At 63.9% G+C, this 15,509-nt stretch carries 10 protein-coding genes; all 10 read right to left on the bottom strand.

Features of this window, described 5'->3' with window-relative positions; all coding sequences use genetic code 11:
* Nucleotides 1-38 precede the first annotated feature (38 nt).
* Nucleotides 39-1,376, bottom strand: coding sequence for an ABC transporter substrate-binding protein (locus tag AK2_RS01810; protein ID WP_067930711.1), 1,338 nt, complete (start codon nucleotides 1,374-1,376; stop codon nucleotides 39-41).
* A gap of 93 nt (nucleotides 1,377-1,469) precedes the next feature.
* Nucleotides 1,470-2,495 (bottom strand): LacI family DNA-binding transcriptional regulator, encoded by a 1,026-nt coding sequence (locus AK2_RS01805; RefSeq protein ID WP_067930708.1) that lies wholly within the window; start codon nucleotides 2,493-2,495, stop codon nucleotides 1,470-1,472.
* Nucleotides 2,496-2,678: 183 nt separating this feature from the next.
* The gene (locus AK2_RS01800) at nucleotides 2,679-3,449 is read right to left on the bottom strand and encodes an alpha/beta hydrolase (RefSeq protein ID WP_169794714.1); all 771 of its coding nucleotides are present in this window, start codon (nucleotides 3,447-3,449) and stop codon (nucleotides 2,679-2,681) included.
* A 94-nt stretch (nucleotides 3,450-3,543) separates the two neighbouring features.
* Nucleotides 3,544-4,839 carry a 2-oxoglutarate dehydrogenase complex dihydrolipoyllysine-residue succinyltransferase gene (gene odhB, locus AK2_RS01795; protein ID WP_067930702.1) on the bottom strand — a complete coding sequence of 432 codons (1,296 nt, stop codon included), beginning with the start codon at nucleotides 4,837-4,839 and terminating at the stop codon, nucleotides 3,544-3,546.
* A gap of 12 nt (nucleotides 4,840-4,851) precedes the next feature.
* Nucleotides 4,852-7,701 carry a 2-oxoglutarate dehydrogenase E1 component gene (locus AK2_RS01790; RefSeq protein ID WP_067930699.1) on the bottom strand — a complete coding sequence of 950 codons (2,850 nt, stop codon included), beginning with the start codon at nucleotides 7,699-7,701 and terminating at the stop codon, nucleotides 4,852-4,854.
* A gap of 200 nt (nucleotides 7,702-7,901) precedes the next feature.
* Nucleotides 7,902-8,714, bottom strand: coding sequence for a carbon-nitrogen family hydrolase (locus tag AK2_RS01785; protein WP_067930697.1), 813 nt, complete (start codon nucleotides 8,712-8,714; stop codon nucleotides 7,902-7,904).
* Nucleotides 8,714-9,838 carry a pyridoxal phosphate-dependent aminotransferase gene (locus AK2_RS01780; RefSeq protein WP_067930693.1) on the bottom strand — a complete coding sequence of 375 codons (1,125 nt, stop codon included), beginning with the start codon at nucleotides 9,836-9,838 and terminating at the stop codon, nucleotides 8,714-8,716. Before AK2_RS01780 ends, AK2_RS01785 begins: the two co-directional genes overlap by 1 nt.
* Before the next feature lie 12 nt (nucleotides 9,839-9,850).
* Entirely contained in the window at nucleotides 9,851-12,481 is a 2,631-nt protein-coding gene (locus AK2_RS01775) for an MFS transporter (RefSeq protein ID WP_067930690.1), read from the bottom strand.
* A gap of 124 nt (nucleotides 12,482-12,605) precedes the next feature.
* On the bottom strand, nucleotides 12,606-14,939 hold the full coding sequence (locus tag AK2_RS01770; RefSeq protein WP_245632721.1) for a xanthine dehydrogenase family protein molybdopterin-binding subunit: 2,334 nt from the start codon (nucleotides 14,937-14,939) through the stop codon (nucleotides 12,606-12,608).
* Nucleotides 14,936-15,508, bottom strand: coding sequence for a (2Fe-2S)-binding protein (locus tag AK2_RS01765; protein ID WP_083520747.1), 573 nt, complete (start codon nucleotides 15,506-15,508; stop codon nucleotides 14,936-14,938). The genes AK2_RS01770 and AK2_RS01765 overlap by 4 nt, the downstream gene beginning before the upstream one ends.
* Nucleotide 15,509 lies beyond the last annotated feature (1 nt).

Genomic DNA, 15,509 nt, shown 5'->3' with positions numbered 1-15,509 from the left:
GGCCGGTGAGCCGACCCCGCCGGAGGGATTCGCACGCCTTAGAGGCCGCCGTTTCCTCCCAGAGCCGACTGGATTTGCTTGGCTGCATTTGCAAGCGCCTTGTCCGTACTGACACTGCCCGCCAGGGCCGCATTGACGTTTGAATACACGGCTTTGGCAATGGCTGGATAGTTCGGATTTTGCGCCGGACGGGACACGTACTTGACCTTCGGCACGATGGAGAAGATGGGACTCTTCTGTTTTACGGACGGATCGTTTTGCACTTGTTTGTTGGTCGGGATCTCACTGAACTGCTTGGCTAGGATGGACTGCGCCTGCTTGCCGGTCATCCAATCGATGAACGCCAGAGCCGCCGGCAGGTTCTTGGTGTGCGGGTTCACGTACAAATCCCAACCGCCGATGGTGCTGTAACCTGTGCCCCCGTTAAACGACGGCAGCGCCGTGACCCCGACCTTGCCGACCACCTTGGAGGCTTTCGGGTCTTGCGAGTTCGGCCACGCATAGGACCAATTGCGAATGAATGCAGCGTTACCCTCCGTAAATACGTTTTGCGACTCCTGTTCCGTAAACTGCACGACAGACTTTGGTGTCACACCGCTCGTGATGAGCCCGCGCATGAAGGTCAGCGCCTTCTTAGCCGCCGCGGAATCGATAGCAGGTTTCCCGTCTTTGTCCAAGACCTGGCCGCCCGCATCGGCCAGATACTCGTCGAAGTCGCACAGCAAGCCTTCATAGGACGCCCCCTGCCACACGAAGCCGTATTTGACCAGGCCTTTCTTCTGGAGAATTTGCGCGTCTTTCTGGACATCCTCCCAGGTCTTTGGCACCGAAAGGCCCGCCTTCGCCAACAGGTCCTTGCGATAGAACAAAAAGGCGGTATCCACGAAGAATGGGGCGGCGTACACCTTGCCGTGGTAAGTGGCCCCCTGTACGAGCCCGTCGGCAAACCGGTTCCAGAACGAATTCGGCACCAGGCCCGTCAAGGGCTTCGCCAACTGGTTGGCCGCGAACTGGGCAGGCCACACCACGTCGCCCAGGTACACGTCCGGCGTATTGGACCCGCCGCCGATGGCAGTCGTCAAGCTGGCGCGGTTTGTATCGGTGTTGTTATCCTGCAACTGCAATTTTACCTTGATGTTCGGATGGCTCTGCTCGAACGCTTTGACCATCGTTTCTGGCAGGCCTGTCTGGGTGATAGGAGGCGTGGCCCAGACGATGGTCCCTTTGGCATGCGCAGTGTCAATCGGCTTCGCGCCGCCCGACTGCGCGGCATTGGCCGTGTTTGACCCGCCTCCGGCCGATCCGCACCCTGCCGCAACACTGCACACCAGGGCAACTGCCGTGCCAACGACCGCGCCTTTGCGCGCACGATTCATCACAAACCCCTCCAAATTTGTCATTTTTGATGCACGCTCGCATCGTCTATCTGAACATGATTCGTGCATCCAATGCGTTGGAAGACCATCTTTTCATTGGGATAGCGCTTTCACCGTGCCGCGTTCAATGATCTGATGCGGGAGCAAATGAATGCCCCCACACGTCTCGGTCTGCCCGGCGGCAATAGCCTGCAGCAAGCATTCCACCGCCAATCGCCCAATATGCTGAAACGGTTGGGCGACAGTCGTGAGCCCGGGCGTCACCATCTCGGCCACATACAGATTGTCATAACCCATCACCGAGACGTCCTCCGGCACGCGCAGCCCATGCTCAGCCAGGCACCGGATCGCCCCCAAGGCCATCTCGTCGCTGGCCGCGAACACGGCCGTGAAACCCTCTTTACCCACTCTCGCCAAGATGCGCTCCATCGCTCGATATCCCTCGTGGAAATGAAAGTCTCCGAAATCCACGAGTTCCTCCACATATTCGGCCCCATAACGGGTCAGCGCCTGCCGGTATCCCTGAAGCCGCGTGGCGCCCGCCACCTCATTTTCCGGCGGCCCGGACACCATGGCGATACGGTTGTGGCCGCGTGCCATTAGGTAAGCTGTCGCGTCGAAGGCAGCCTTGACGTCGTCCGTCCGAAAGGCAGACAATGGCCGCATGCGCGAATGCGTCAAGGCGAGCACCACCGGGATCCCCAATCGATCAATCATCGCCTGGTAGTCGTCCGTTATTGATCCGCTGGTGAAGATGATGCCGGCCACATGGTGTTGTTTCAAAAAGGTGAAACCGTCCAGTGCCCGGTGGTGGTCCAGCTGCGCGTCAAACAGGAGCACCTTCATGCCGTGCTCCCCGGCGACCTCGTCGATTCCCTGGTAGAGCTCGTTGAAAAATAGGCCGTTGATGCCCGGGACTAACAACCCGATGGTGTCCATGTGCTGCATACTCAGCCCGCGGGCAATCGCGCTTGGCTGAAAGTCCAGCTCCGCCATCGCCTGCTGCACTTTCCGGCGCGTATCGGCCCCGACTTTGAGCGGATCGTTCAACACCCGGGACACGGTCGCCGGAGACACCCCTGCCCTGTTGGCCACGGTGCGTATCGTCACCTTCTTCATCCGCAGTCCCCTGCCCTATAAGCGCTTTCATAAACATTTTCATAAAACGGTTTCATGATCTTTCTGTCCTCACTATACCCGAAACCTCAGGGGATTGGCAAGGAAGATTCCATCGTTACGCAGTCAGCCCACCCAGACTTCGCCTGCTTGCAAAACGCGTTGCCATGGAGTGCTTGTCAGCTGCTATTCCCGCAGTACCTCGGCTATACGCCGCGCCACCTGGACACTGCGGACGAGGGCGCGGTGATCATAGGGAAAGTCGCCGAGGTGGACGGCGCCGTCCAACAGCGCGGAATCGTCAGGCACCAAGCCGTCGCTGGCCGTGCCGTACCGCCGCAACAGCCTCCGCTGCCCGTACCACACTTCTCCGCAGGTCCCCCAGTACCGCAAAGTGCCGTTCGCTCTTCCGCGCAGTGTGAATACGCGCCCGCCTGAAGTGAGGCGCAACGCCTGCGGCGCATGTTCTCGATTGAACTCGGCCATTGCCGCTGGTGTGAGCTCCCGGAGAACCTGTCCCCACCCCAAGCAGCCGGCCAGCTGAAGCCCCTGTGTGGCGAGCGGAGTCCCGTGATGGGGTGTCGCGATGGTGACCACGTGGCGCACCAAACCGGGCTCACGCTCTGCGAACAGCCTGGCGACCAGTCCGCCTAAACTGTGGCCGATGACGTCAATCGGAGCCGCCAATCCGCATTCTCGGCGCAGCAACTCCCACTTCACCTGGACCCGGCGCGCCTGCACCGACAAAACCTCCCGCCCGGGCAGGTACGGCCAATCGCGGCCGCAGCCGAAGACCGTTGCCCCCCCCACATCACGCCGCCAAACCTGGGTGCACGCGTCCGTGTAGACGAGCACGACCCGATGATGCGGCAGTGCCCGCGCAAGCCCGCGCAGGAACGGGCGCCCCCATGGATGCCAGTTCAGGAGACCGTGCAGCAGCATCAGCGTCCTCGGCAAGGCCACCATCCCCCTTCCCAAATTCCATGAGCAAACAAGAAAACCACCCCAAGCAATATGACACTTGCCGGGGTGGTTATGCATCGCGTACGCCTCAGCCTTCCAAAAGCAATGTCTCCGGGTCTTCGATCATCTGCTTGATACGGCCGAGGAACTGCACAGCTTCAGCGCCATCGACAATGCGATGGTCATAGGACAGGGCCAGGTACATCATCGGCCGAATTTCCACCTGCCCGTTGACGGCAACCGGACGCTCCTTGATGCCGTGCATGCCGAGGATGCCCACCTGTGGCCCATTCAGGATGGGGGTTGAGAACAGCGATCCGAACACACCGCCGTTGGTGATGGTGAACGTGCCACCCTGCAGGTCCTCCAAGCTCAGCTTGTTGTCGCGCGCCTTCTTCGCCAACCGGGCAATCTCCTGCTCAATCTCGGCAAACGTCAGGCGATCCGCTTCCCGCACCACAGGCACGACCAGACCGCCTTCGGTCGAGACGGCGATGCCAATATCGTAGTAGTGCTTGACCACCAACTCGGTGCCCTGAATCTCCGCGTTCAGCAGAGGAAACGCCTTAAGCGCACCGACCACGGCCTTGGTGAAAAACGACATAAAACCGAGACCGACACCGTGCTGCTCCTTGAACATGTCCTTGCGACGCTTGCGCACGTCCATGATGGCAGTCATGTCCACCTCGTTGAAGGTGGTGAGCATGGCCGCCGTATGCTGCACCTCGACCAGACGCTTGGCGATGGTCTGACGCCGACGCGACATCGGCACCCGCTCCACACGCTTGTCGCCAAACGGTGCCGGCGTTGCCGGAGCCGACGCGGCTGCCGGCGCACTCGGACGGGCGGCCGGGGCAGGCGCGAAAGTCGCCTGACCGGCCGCAGCCACGTCGCCGGCGGTGATGCGTCCTGCCGGATCTCGGCTGGGGACGGCCGTCAGATCAAGACCGCGCTCCTTTGCCAGTCGGCGAGCGGCCGGCGTCGCCAGGGCCTGTCCACCATCCGCTTGCGGTGCGGGCGCCGCCAGCGGCGGTTGATATTTCGGGCCCTCCTGACCCGGGACCTGCTCAGCGTTGGCGGACGCCGTCTGCGGCGCCGGGGCCGGCTCGGACGCGGGCGCGGCGGCCGGCGCTCCCTCCCCGGCCGGCGCACCGGCTCCCAGAATGGCGATGGTCTCGCCGACCTGCACCGTCTCGCCTGCTTGCTTCAAAATCTCCTGCAGGACTCCAGCTTCGTTGGCGACAACTTCCACGTTCACCTTGTCCGTCTCGAGTTCCGCCACCGCTTCCCCTGCCTGGACCGTGTCGCCTACCTGTTTCAGCCAGGTAGCAATCGTGCCTTCCACAATCGATTCCGCCAACTCCGGGACCTTAATCTCGCTCACGGCCTTGCCCTCCTACTTCACGGCTATCTTCGACTCATTTAGCTGCAGCGCTTCCGAAACAATGCGCGCCTGCTCGACATTGTGCACATCCGGCTCCCCTTCCGCCGGGCTGGACCGCCTGCGCCGGCCGATGTAGCCGACCGTGATGTGATCAGCCACAGACGCGTGGATGCGCGGCTCCATGTAATTCCAGGCGCCCATGTTTTTCGGCTCTTCCTGCACCCAGACAACCTCTTCCAGGTTGCTGAACCGGCTCACCACAGCCTCGATCTCCTCCTGCGGATACGGATACAGCTGCTCGACGCGCACGATGTGCACATGCTCGGGCTTCTCGGCGGCCGACTCCAACGCTGCCTCCAGGTCCAATGCCATCTTGCCGGTGCACAGGATGAGCCGTCTGACCTTGTCCGGCTGCTGTCCCAAGCCGGGCTGCTCCACAATCGGCCGAAACTCGCCCTCGCAAAGCTCCTGCCATGGTGAGGACGTGCGCGGGTTTCGCAGCAAGCTCTTCGGCGCCATGAGCACCAGCGGCCGCATGTGGGGCGTCCCCAACCGCGCAGCCTGGCGCCGCAGCAGGTGGAAGTACTGGGCAGCGCTGGACAGATACGCCACCACCCAGTTGTCCTCGGCGGCCAGCTGCAGGTAACGTTCGAGGCGAGCGCTCGAATGCTCCGGGCCCTGACCCTCGTACCCGTGCGGCAGCAGCATCACCAAACCGGAATCCTGGCCCCACTTGGCGCGCCCGGCAGCGATGAACTGGTCAAACATCGGCTGCGCTACGTTGGCAAAATCCCCGTATTGGGCCTCCCACAGCACCAGGGTCTCAGGAGCAAACACGTTGTAACCGTACTCGAAACCGAGCACGCCTGTCTCTGTCAAGGGGCTGTTGTGGATGGCAAAGGTGGCCTTCGCCTGCGGCAGGGCTTGTAGCGGAGACCAGGTGCGGCCCGTGTTCGGGTCGTGCAACACCAGATGGCGCTGGGCGAAGGTGCCGCGCTCCGTGTCCTGGCCCGTGATGCGCACCGGCGTGCCCTCCTCGAGCACGGTGGCAAACGCCAGCGCTTCGGCCAACGGCCAATCCACGCGCCCGTCACCCTCCAGGCTGGTTTCGCGCCGCTTCAAGATGCGCGCCAGTTTGGGATACACAGTGAATCCTTCCGGCCAGGTCAACAGGGCGCGGTTAATGGCGCGCAGGCGCTCTGCAGGGACAGCTGTGCGGACCAGGTCTGGCCGACCGGCGTCCGAGATCGGCGACTTGGGCGGATCCACCTCGCCCTGGGCCACCCGCTGATACTCCTGCTGCAAGCGCTGCTGCACGTCCTGCTCCATCTTTTGTACTTCCTCTGGCTGCACGACACCCTGGCGCACGAGGGCATCCGCATACAGCGTCCGCACCGTCTTGTGCTGGTTGATCTTTTGGTACATCAGCGGCTGGGTCACGGCCGGATCGTCCATTTCGTTATGGCCCCAGCGCCGATAGCCAATCAGGTCAATCAAGAAATCACGATGGAAGCGAGAACGGTACTGGCAGGCCAGATAGATGGCGGCCAGGCAGGCCTCCGGGTCATCCGCGTTGACGTGCACAATCGGGATTTCATACCCTTTGGCCAAATCGCTCGCATAGCGTGTCGAGCGGCCGTCAAAACTCTCCGTGGTGAACCCGACCTTGTTGTTGGTGATGATGTGAATCGTGCCGCCTGTTTGGTACCCAGGCAGGCGGGAGAGGTTGAGCGTCTCAGCCACCACCCCCTCGCCCGAGAACGCTGCGTCGCCGTGGACCAGCACCGCAAAGGCCCGCTTGGGGTCCTGTTTGGGCGCCCCGCCGCCCCGCCGGTCCTCCTGGGCCGCGCGGGTGAACCCTTCCACCACCGGGTTGACGACCTCAAGGTGGCTCGGGTTGTTGGCCAGGGTCAACCGCACCTGTACCGACTCACCCTCCGTCAGCGAACGCGCCATGCCCAAGTGGTACTTGACGTCGCCGGTCCAGCCGTAATTGATACCCATGGACCCTTCGGACGGCACCAGTTCCTTGTTGGGGGCTGCGTGGAACTCGGTGAAGATGACGCCGTACGGTTTGCCCAAAACGTGCGCCAACACGTTCAAGCGACCGCGGTGCGCCATGCCAATCATCACGTCGCGCGCCCCGGCCTCGACCGCGCAGCGAATCAGGTGGTCGAGCATCGGCACCAGGATGTCGACACCTTCAATCGAGAACCGCTTCTGGCCGACAAACGTCCGGTGCAGGAACCGTTCAAACCCTTCCACTTCCGACAACCGCCGCAAGAGCGCTCGCTGCTGCTCCGCGGTGAGGGGGCGCTTGAACGCCCCCGATTCCACCATCTGGTTCAGCCAGACGCGCTCCTCCGCCACATGCACATGCTCAAACTCATACGCCAACGAGTGCGTATAAATTTCGCGCAGGCGCGCGATGGCCGTGCGTCCGTCGACGACATCGGAAGGCGCTTGCGGCCAAATCAGGCGGGCGGGGATCTGCGCCAAGTCCGCCTCCGTCAAGCCGTAGGTGGCCGGTTCCAAGTAATGCGTATCCCGGCCCGAATCGTCTATCGGATCAATCTCGGCCGCCAAGTGTCCGTATGTACGGATGTTGCGGACCAACTCCGCGGCCGCCAGAACCTTCTCCCAATCGTGCACATCCGGCGCCCCGGCGCTTGCCTGTGCGGGCGACGGACCGGTCTCATCCTGCGGCGGCGGACCGTACTGGTCAAACAACACACGCGCGCTCTCGTCCACCGACTGCGGATCTTCACGGTAGCGTTCATACAACTCGTTGATGTACCCGAGATTGGGACCGACAAATTCCCGCCACGGATTGTGCGTGTCGGCTGGTGTCCCATTCGCCATACGTCCATCTCCTCATCTCGGAATCGCTCAATCGCCATACGTAGCGTGAGGAATAATCCGGCTTGCCATACATGCTGAAAACACAGTAAAGCGCGCCCCTGCAGCGGCGCGGCGTGCATGGCAGCAAACAACTGCCGGAAATGATCCTATCACTCAGGCAGAATGGTGACAAGTACAGGATACCCTGAAAATGGAAACTATCATGAAGTCGTAATTCCCAAATGATTCTCTCCGGATCCATATACGTCCGGGCGCACGTCGCGTAGCACCGACATGGCCGTCCGCACCTGATCCACCTTGGCCAAGTCGATGTCGACACAGACAACGCCTGGCTGTGGATTGCACTCGGCGACCGTCTCCCCCCAAGGATCCACGACCATGGACCCGCCCGCAAACTGGTCCTTGTCGTTGTACCCCACCATGTTCACCGCCACCACGTAGGCCTGGTTCTCAATGGCGCGGGCGACGCACAATGTCCGCCAGTGGGCGGCCCGCTGTCGGGGCCATTCCGCCGGTACAAACAGCACCTTGGCCCCCGCCAGCGCATAGCGCCGGCCCAGTTCCGGAAACCGCAGGTCGTAGCAGATCATGACCGCCGCCTCGACCGTGTCGAGCGAAAACGTCGCAGCTTCGCGGCCCGCCCGAAGGTATTTGTCCTCGTCCATCAGGCCAATCAGGTGCACCTTGCGGTAAACGTGCTTCAACTGCCCATCGGAGGCAAACGTCAGGGAGGCGTTGGCCACGCCCTCGGCGTCCCGCAGCGGCCAAGACCCCCCCACCACCCACAGACCAAGGCTACGCGCCGCGGCGGCCAGGCGTTGGCGGGTGGGACCGTCGATGGCCTCGGCGTGCTCATCCAGGCGGGCGAAGTCGTAGCCGCACGTCCACATTTCCGGCAGCACCGCCACCTGGGCGCCGGCTCGGGCCGCTTCCTCCAGCATCCCCTCCGCCGTACGCCAATTGGTCTCCCGCTGCCCCTGCCACACCTGCATCTGGCACAGCGCAATCCGCATCAGACGCGTCCCCCTTCGAGCACCTCGTTCACCACCAGCGGCAGCACCTGGGCCAGTTCCGCCCGCTGGGCGGCGGTGCCCACCGTCACACGAATGCAGCGGCTGAGCGGCGCGACCCCGGGCATGCGAATGAACACCCCATGCTGAAACAGTTGATCGACCAGCCGCCGCGCCACCCCTTCACTGCCCACATCGATGGCCACGAAGTTGGTCGCCGAGGGCAGCGCCCGGAATCCAAGCTGCTGGGCCAACTCGCCATACTCCCTTCGCCCCCTGGCCGTCTCTTGCACCACCTGACGCACAAATTCTTCGTCTCCGAGGGCGGCCAAGGCGCCGACCTGGGCCATGCGAGCGACCCCGAAGTGAAGCCGGACCTTGTCCAGCGCGGCCACCACGTCCGGCGGTGCGATGGCGTAGCCAATGCGGGCGCCGGCCATGCCGTACGCCTTGGAGAAGGTGCGCATGCGAATCAAGCGCGGATCATCCACCGCCATGGGCAGCGCCGTTCCGGGGGGCGCGAACTCCATGTAGGCCTCATCGAGTATGACGGTGCATGAATCCGGAACCTGATCAAGAAAAGCGGCCAGTTCCGTTCCGTCGTAGTACGATCCGGTCGGGTTGTCGGGATTGGCCAAATACAGGAGCTTCGCCCGCACCTGTTGCGCCGCCCGGGCCAGGGCCGGCAGGTCATTGCGAAACGTGTCCGTGTAGGGGACAAAGTGCAGCCGGCCTCCGTAGCCGTGGACATGGTAGTTGAACGTCGGGTACGCCCCCTGCGATGTGACCACCACATCGCCCGGCTCCACGAACACCCGCACCACCAGCCCCAGCAGGTCGTCAATCCCGCAGCCGACGGAAATCGCTTCATAGGGAACCTGGTGCCGCTGGGCGAGGGCCTGGCGCAGGTCGTAATTTTCGGGGTCCCCGTACCACGCCAGCTCGGCCAAGTGTTCCTGCATAGCGGCCAGCGCCTTGGGTGAAGGCCCAAACGGACTCTCGTTGGCGCCCAGCCGCAAGGCGATGGCAACCCCCGTTTGCCGCTCAAGCGTCTCCGGGCCCACAAACGGGACCGATGCGGGCAGGCTCTCTATCAACTTCGTAAATCGCTGTTGCCCTGAAGTCAACGTACCATCCTCCTATAGGGTATCGGTTCCTGACACCGTGGTGCTTTCAGCCTGCGCGGAAACCTGGGCGGACACCGGCAGGGCCATGTCCTCTTGCGGACACACGTCGGCGTCCCAGCCGTCGCTGCCGGCCAACCGGCACAGGGCCTCCCGGGTCTCGCGAAAGACGGTCGCCTGAAAGCGCACCATGTCCTCCACGTCGGCAAACATCGGATGCCTGTGTACCGCGGCCAGGCAAAACTTGCCACCCTCAGCCGGGCGCAAGCTGTGCAGGCGCACCATGCCCGCTAACGCCCGCCGCAGTGCCCGCGTCGTTTGCGTTGGGTCGACCAGCTCTGGGACCAGCCGCGCCCCGGGCGGCAGGTCCAGGACACGCTGGCGGACGGCCTCCCGGGCTTCGTCGGCGCTGAACACGGTTCCCGGCGGCAAGGTGCTCAGCCAGTCGCAGAGTACTTGGCTCACCACCACCGGCCTGGCCGCCGCAACCCACGCGTTTACCGCCGCCACGTCCGTTTTCACCTCTGGCGGAATGCGCCCCACGCGCACGTACAAGCTCAGGGAACGGTGCACGTACGGATCGTAGCTGAGCGAGAACGCGTACACGTTCCTGGCGAGTGGCGCCAACTCTATGTACGACTGCCGAAACCGCATCATTTTTCCGTCTTGAGAATACCGCCCTTCCGGCGTCAGGTAAAGCGCCCTCCCGGACAGCAGGACGGCCCGTATCTGGTCCAGTTGCTGGCGGATGCGTTGGCGCTGCGCGCGGCGAACCTGGCGGCGCAGGTCATCGACAAGGCACGTGCTCGGCATCCGCTCCATGGAGCGCTCGGCCCAACGCACACTCCACAGCCGGGACAGCGGTTGATCCGGGGAGAGGCCGAGCCGCTCCAACCACGGGGCGGTAAACACCTCACCCAACGATACGTTCCCGCGCAACTGCAACGCCTCGTAGGCGTAGCTCTGCAACGGCCGCGCCAGCGGCTGGTTTTCTATCGGCAGCACCCCGATGCTGCGAAACAGGGGCGCCAGGTTCAACCGGTAGAGCAACGGCCGCAGCCACGCCGGGCCGCGGAAGGCCAAGAACCCCGGTTCAAACAGGCGTTGACTGGCGGCGCAGTAGACCGGGTGCCGGTGGGTCCGGCGCAGGTTCAGCCAGGCGGGAATGACCATGCCTTCCAGGTCGTGTTGATGATTGGACACAATCAATGCCCCTCCGCCCAGCCGCGGCAGCGGCCCGTCGAAACGCACCCGGTAGCAGAGCCGCACGTAACCGGCCACGATGCCGGCAATCAAGAGCCGGAGCGGCACGCCCCACCACGGGGACGCCGGTGTGAGGGACGAACCCGGACCAGGCGCCTCGGGCGCGGCCGCAGCGGGCGCACTGGCCGACGGATAAGCTACCGTCCCTGGCTGCTCTGCGCTGACGGACCGGCCATCGTCCACAAAAGTCGGATGGCCCATACCGCGGCGCAGGCGGCCCTGACTGCGGATTGACCAGACCACCAAGGCGCCCGCCAAGAATGATGCCGCTGCAAGCAGGAACAAGCGCCGATAGCCGATGGTCGCGGTGGCGGCGCTGGTCAACACCCAGCCGCCCGCCATCGGCGCGAGGACCGCGGGAATGGCCGATGCGACGCCCCAAATGCCCAGGTCGCGGCCGACATGCTCCCTATCCGGCAGCACATCGACGGTCAGCGCCCAGCTGGTGGCCAAAAATCCACCGAAACCGAGCCCAAAGACCAGGGCAAACACGAGAATCCACCGTTCCGCCTGCAGGAAGGCAAACCCCCCGGCGGCGAGCGCCATCGGCACAATGGAGACGGCGGTCAGGCGGCGGCGCCGGTTGGAGTCCGCTAAGCGGCCGATTGCGATACTGGCGAACACTGAGCCAATGAGTGAAAGACCTGCCACAAACGCGGTCCCTTGGGACGGATTGGATATGTGCAGCACATCGTGAAAAAAGTACAGCACAAACGTCATCAAGAGCGTCATACCGAACGAGATCAGCGTTTGGGCGAAAAAGATCCGCACGAAGTCGCCGCGGCTGCGCTGGACGCGCAGGGCCCGGCGCGTCGGCGCGCCCGCCTTGGGCAGGCAGAGAGTGGTGGCGAGAAAGCCCACGAAGATCACGCCGGCCATTGGCAGCAGCGATACTTTCGGCGACAAGGCAGCCGTCCCGAGACCAAATATGGTCCCGAGCAGGACGGCGGCTCCGTTGTATCCGGAGGCCTGCCCCCGCATCGATTCTGGCACCACCTCTGACCACAGCGCCTGGTAGGCGACCGTGGCCGTACTGTGTCCCAACATGGTCACCAGGCACCAGAACATGAACCAAGCCTCGCTGGGCGCGAGATACATCCCCACCAGGCCAAGCGCGTTCAACCCCCCGCCGATACGGATGCTGCCGTGTCGGCCTCCGAGCACCCCTCTGTCGGCCCAGACCCCGACCGCCGGCGGGACAATCATGGCCACGAAGGCGCTGAGCGTCGCCAACTGCGCCAGGGCGATGGTGTGCTGGGCCGGAGCCAGCCGTATCAGCATCGCCGGAACCGAAATGGTCAACAGCGCGGAAGACTGAAAGTTAAGTGCAAAAGCATAGATGTTAGATGTGAACAACAGGTGTTGACCTTTATCTGTATGCAATGCGGCCTGCTCCCCCCATGTCATACAAGTCTCAATCTCAGTCTACTCTTTCTTGGCGCGAAAGATAAACAAGGGCGCATCCGAGCGAAGTCGGATACGCCCTCGCCAGTTGACGGGCCGCGCCTCAGGCCGAGTGGACGCCTCCCTGCACCCATTCGAGGATTTGCCGCGGATGCACAGGGATCTCGGTCACAAATACGCCGAACGGCGCCAACGCGTCCGAGACCGCTCCGGCCAGGGCGGGCGGAGCGGCAATCAGTGACCCTTCCCCCATTCCCTTGAACCCACCGACGTTGGCAGATGGGGTTTCGATGTGGGTTACGCGCATGCGCGGCACATCGGTGGCTGCCGGCAACAGATAGTCCATCAGCGAAGTGGTCACCAACTGGCCGCTGTCGTCGTACCGCAGCTCCTCCAGGAACGCGCTGCCGATACCCTGCGCTACGCCGCCATGAATCTGTCCCTCGACAATCATGGGGTTGATCAAACGGCCGCAATCGTTGACCACCACATAGTCGAGCACACGAACAAACCCGGTCTTTACATCCACTTCGACCAAGGCGACGTGTGTCCCATTGGAATACGTGGCGGACAGCGGTGGCTGGTAGCGCACAACCACCTCCAGTCCCGGCTGCATGCCCTCAGGCAACCGGGCCACATCGGTGTAGGCAATGCGGGCCAAATCCCGGACCGAATAAGCGCGGGCGGGGACGCCTTTGACCTGGGCGTGTCCGTCCACCAGTTCCACGTCTTCCTCCGCTGCCTCCAGCAGGTGGGCGGCCAGCTTAATGAGCCGCTGGCGCATCTCCTGACTGGCGCGGAGCGCGGCGCCCCCGCCGATGGTGCCGGATCGGCTGCCACCAGTTCCGCCGCCGAACGGGGCGCTGTCTGTGTCGCCGTGAATGACCACCACGTCTTTGATGTCGACACCCAACTGGTCTGCAATCAACTGCGCCATTGTCGTCTCGTGCCCCTGCCCGGACGGGCCCAGTCCCAGGGCAGCTGTCACGGTGCCAGTCGGTTCGATGCGGAGGGAGGCCGCCTCGTACGGGGTGGATCCCGCCTCCGATTCGGCCCCGGCGGAGGGTTCCACGAACGTGCAGATGCCGATGCCCAGGTAGCGTCCCTGCCGCCTGAGTTCCGCCTGTTCGCGGCGGAACCGCTCGTAATCAATGAGCGCCAGCGCCTGCTCCATCGACTCCGCATAGGACCCCGGGTCATAGACGTTGCCGGTCGCCGTCTGGTACGGGAAGTCTTCGTCGCGGATGAAATTGATGCGGCGCACATCGGCGACATCCTTGCCCAAGCGGCGGGCGACCAAATCGATGATGCCTTCCTGCACCTGCGCCCCCACTGGCCCCCCGACGCCGCGGTAAGCCCCCTCCGGCGCCTTGTTGCTGAACACACAGTCCACCGTGATGGACACGTGCGGGATCTTGTAGGGGCCGGTCAGCATGCTGGTGGCCCACCCGGCCTCGCCGACGGCACCCGGAAACCCGAGAAACGGGTAGGCGCCCGTATCGCCAAACACGTGATCGCGAACGGCCAGGATGCGACCTTCGTCATCAAAGGCCACCTCCACCTCGTGCCGGTTGTCGCGCGCGTGCGCGTCGGCCAGCAGACTTTCCGTCCGGTCGCTCACCCACTTCACCGGCCGTCCCAACCGGCGCGCCGCATCGGCGACCACCAGGTATTCCGGGTACAGCATCGCCTTGATGCCAAACGCCCCTCCGACCTCCGGAACGACGACGCGAATCTGATTCTCCGGCATCTGCAGCAAGCGCGTGAGCTGAGACCGGAACTGGTGGGGCGATTGATGCGAGACGTAGACCGTCAGCCGTCCGGTCGCCGCATCCAGTTGCGCCATGCAGCCGCGCGGTTCCATGGGAACGCCCGTCTGGCGGTGCGTCACGAAGGTCGCCTGGGCCCGGTGCGGGGCGTTGGCGAAGGCCCCGGCAAACCCATCCGTCTCATGCTCCGTGTGGTGAAAGAGGTTGGCTCGATGGGCGTGGACGCGGCGCCCCTCTTCCGAGAGCGCCTCGTCGAAAGTGAGCACGGGCGGCAGCGCATCGTACACCACGCGCACCCGCTCCGCCGCGTCCTCCGCCACATACCGGTCTTCCGCAAACACCGCCGCCACCGCTTCGCCGACAAACCGCACCTCGTCCTTCGCCAACACCGGCTGACCCACGTCGTAGCGCTCGGTGTACAGCGTGATCCCGCAGTCCTCGGCCGTCCATACCGCATGCACTCCGGGGACCGCCAACGCCCCTTCCACGTCGATGGACACAATCCGCGCCGCCGGCCGGTTGGAACGGACGAACGCGACGTGCAGGGTGCCGGGAACGTCGATGTCGTCCAGGTAGCGGCCGCGGCCGCGCAACAAACGGGCATCCTCAAGGCGCGTGACGCGCGCGCCGGTGAACTGGGGTTTCAACGGCCCTTGCGTGATGCTCACGCCTGCTCACCCCCCGCTGCTTCGTTCTGGCCCTGCGCAGCCACTTCCGTGTCCACCGCGCCGCCCTCCCGGAGCACCCGCGCGGCGTCCTGCACCGCAGCCACAATCGATTGGTAGCCCGTGCAACGGCAGAGGTTGCCCGACAGCACCTCGCGGATGGTCTCTTCGTCCGGATTGGGATTCTCGCGCAGCAGCGCTTCCGCCGTCACAATCATGCCCGGCGTACAAAACCCGCACTGCAGCGCGTGGTGGCGCTCAAACGCCGCCTGCAGCGGGCTCAGCCCTTGCTCCGGCGTCAATCCTTCGACGGTGGTGATCTCGTGGCCCTCCGCCTGCACCGCGAACATCAGGCAGCTGCGCTGCGGCTGCCCGTCCACCAACACCGTGCAGCTGCCGCATACACCCTGCTCGCACCCAACGTGCGTCCCGGTCAAACCCAACTGGTGGCGCAAGACATCCGACAACAGCCAACGCGGCTCCACCTCCAGGGTGTGCCGCTGCCCGTTGACCACCAAGGTCACGCTCGTCTTCGGCCGTCCAGCGACCGCGCTCTCGCTCACCGACTGCATG

This window comes from Alicyclobacillus kakegawensis NBRC 103104 (assembly GCF_001552655.1).
Lineage (GTDB): Bacteria > Bacillota > Bacilli > Alicyclobacillales > Alicyclobacillaceae > Alicyclobacillus_G > Alicyclobacillus_G kakegawensis.
The sequence above is the reverse complement of the archived record's forward strand: the minus strand, read 5'-3'. Positions and strand labels throughout refer to the sequence as shown.

Coding starts and splice junctions, on each gene's coding strand:
- AK2_RS01810 (WP_067930711.1), bottom strand. CDS start 1,376: ATGAATCGTGCGCGCAAAGGCGCGGTCGTTGGCACGGCAGTTGCCCTG.
- AK2_RS01805 (WP_067930708.1), bottom strand. CDS start 2,495: ATGAAGAAGGTGACGATACGCACCGTGGCCAACAGGGCAGGGGTGTCT.
- AK2_RS01790 (WP_067930699.1), bottom strand. CDS start 7,701: ATGGCGAATGGGACACCAGCCGACACGCACAATCCGTGGCGGGAATTT.
- AK2_RS01785 (WP_067930697.1), bottom strand. CDS start 8,714: ATGCGGATTGCGCTGTGCCAGATGCAGGTGTGGCAGGGGCAGCGGGAG.
- AK2_RS01765 (WP_083520747.1), bottom strand. CDS start 15,508: ATGCAGTCGGTGAGCGAGAGCGCGGTCGCTGGACGGCCGAAGACGAGC.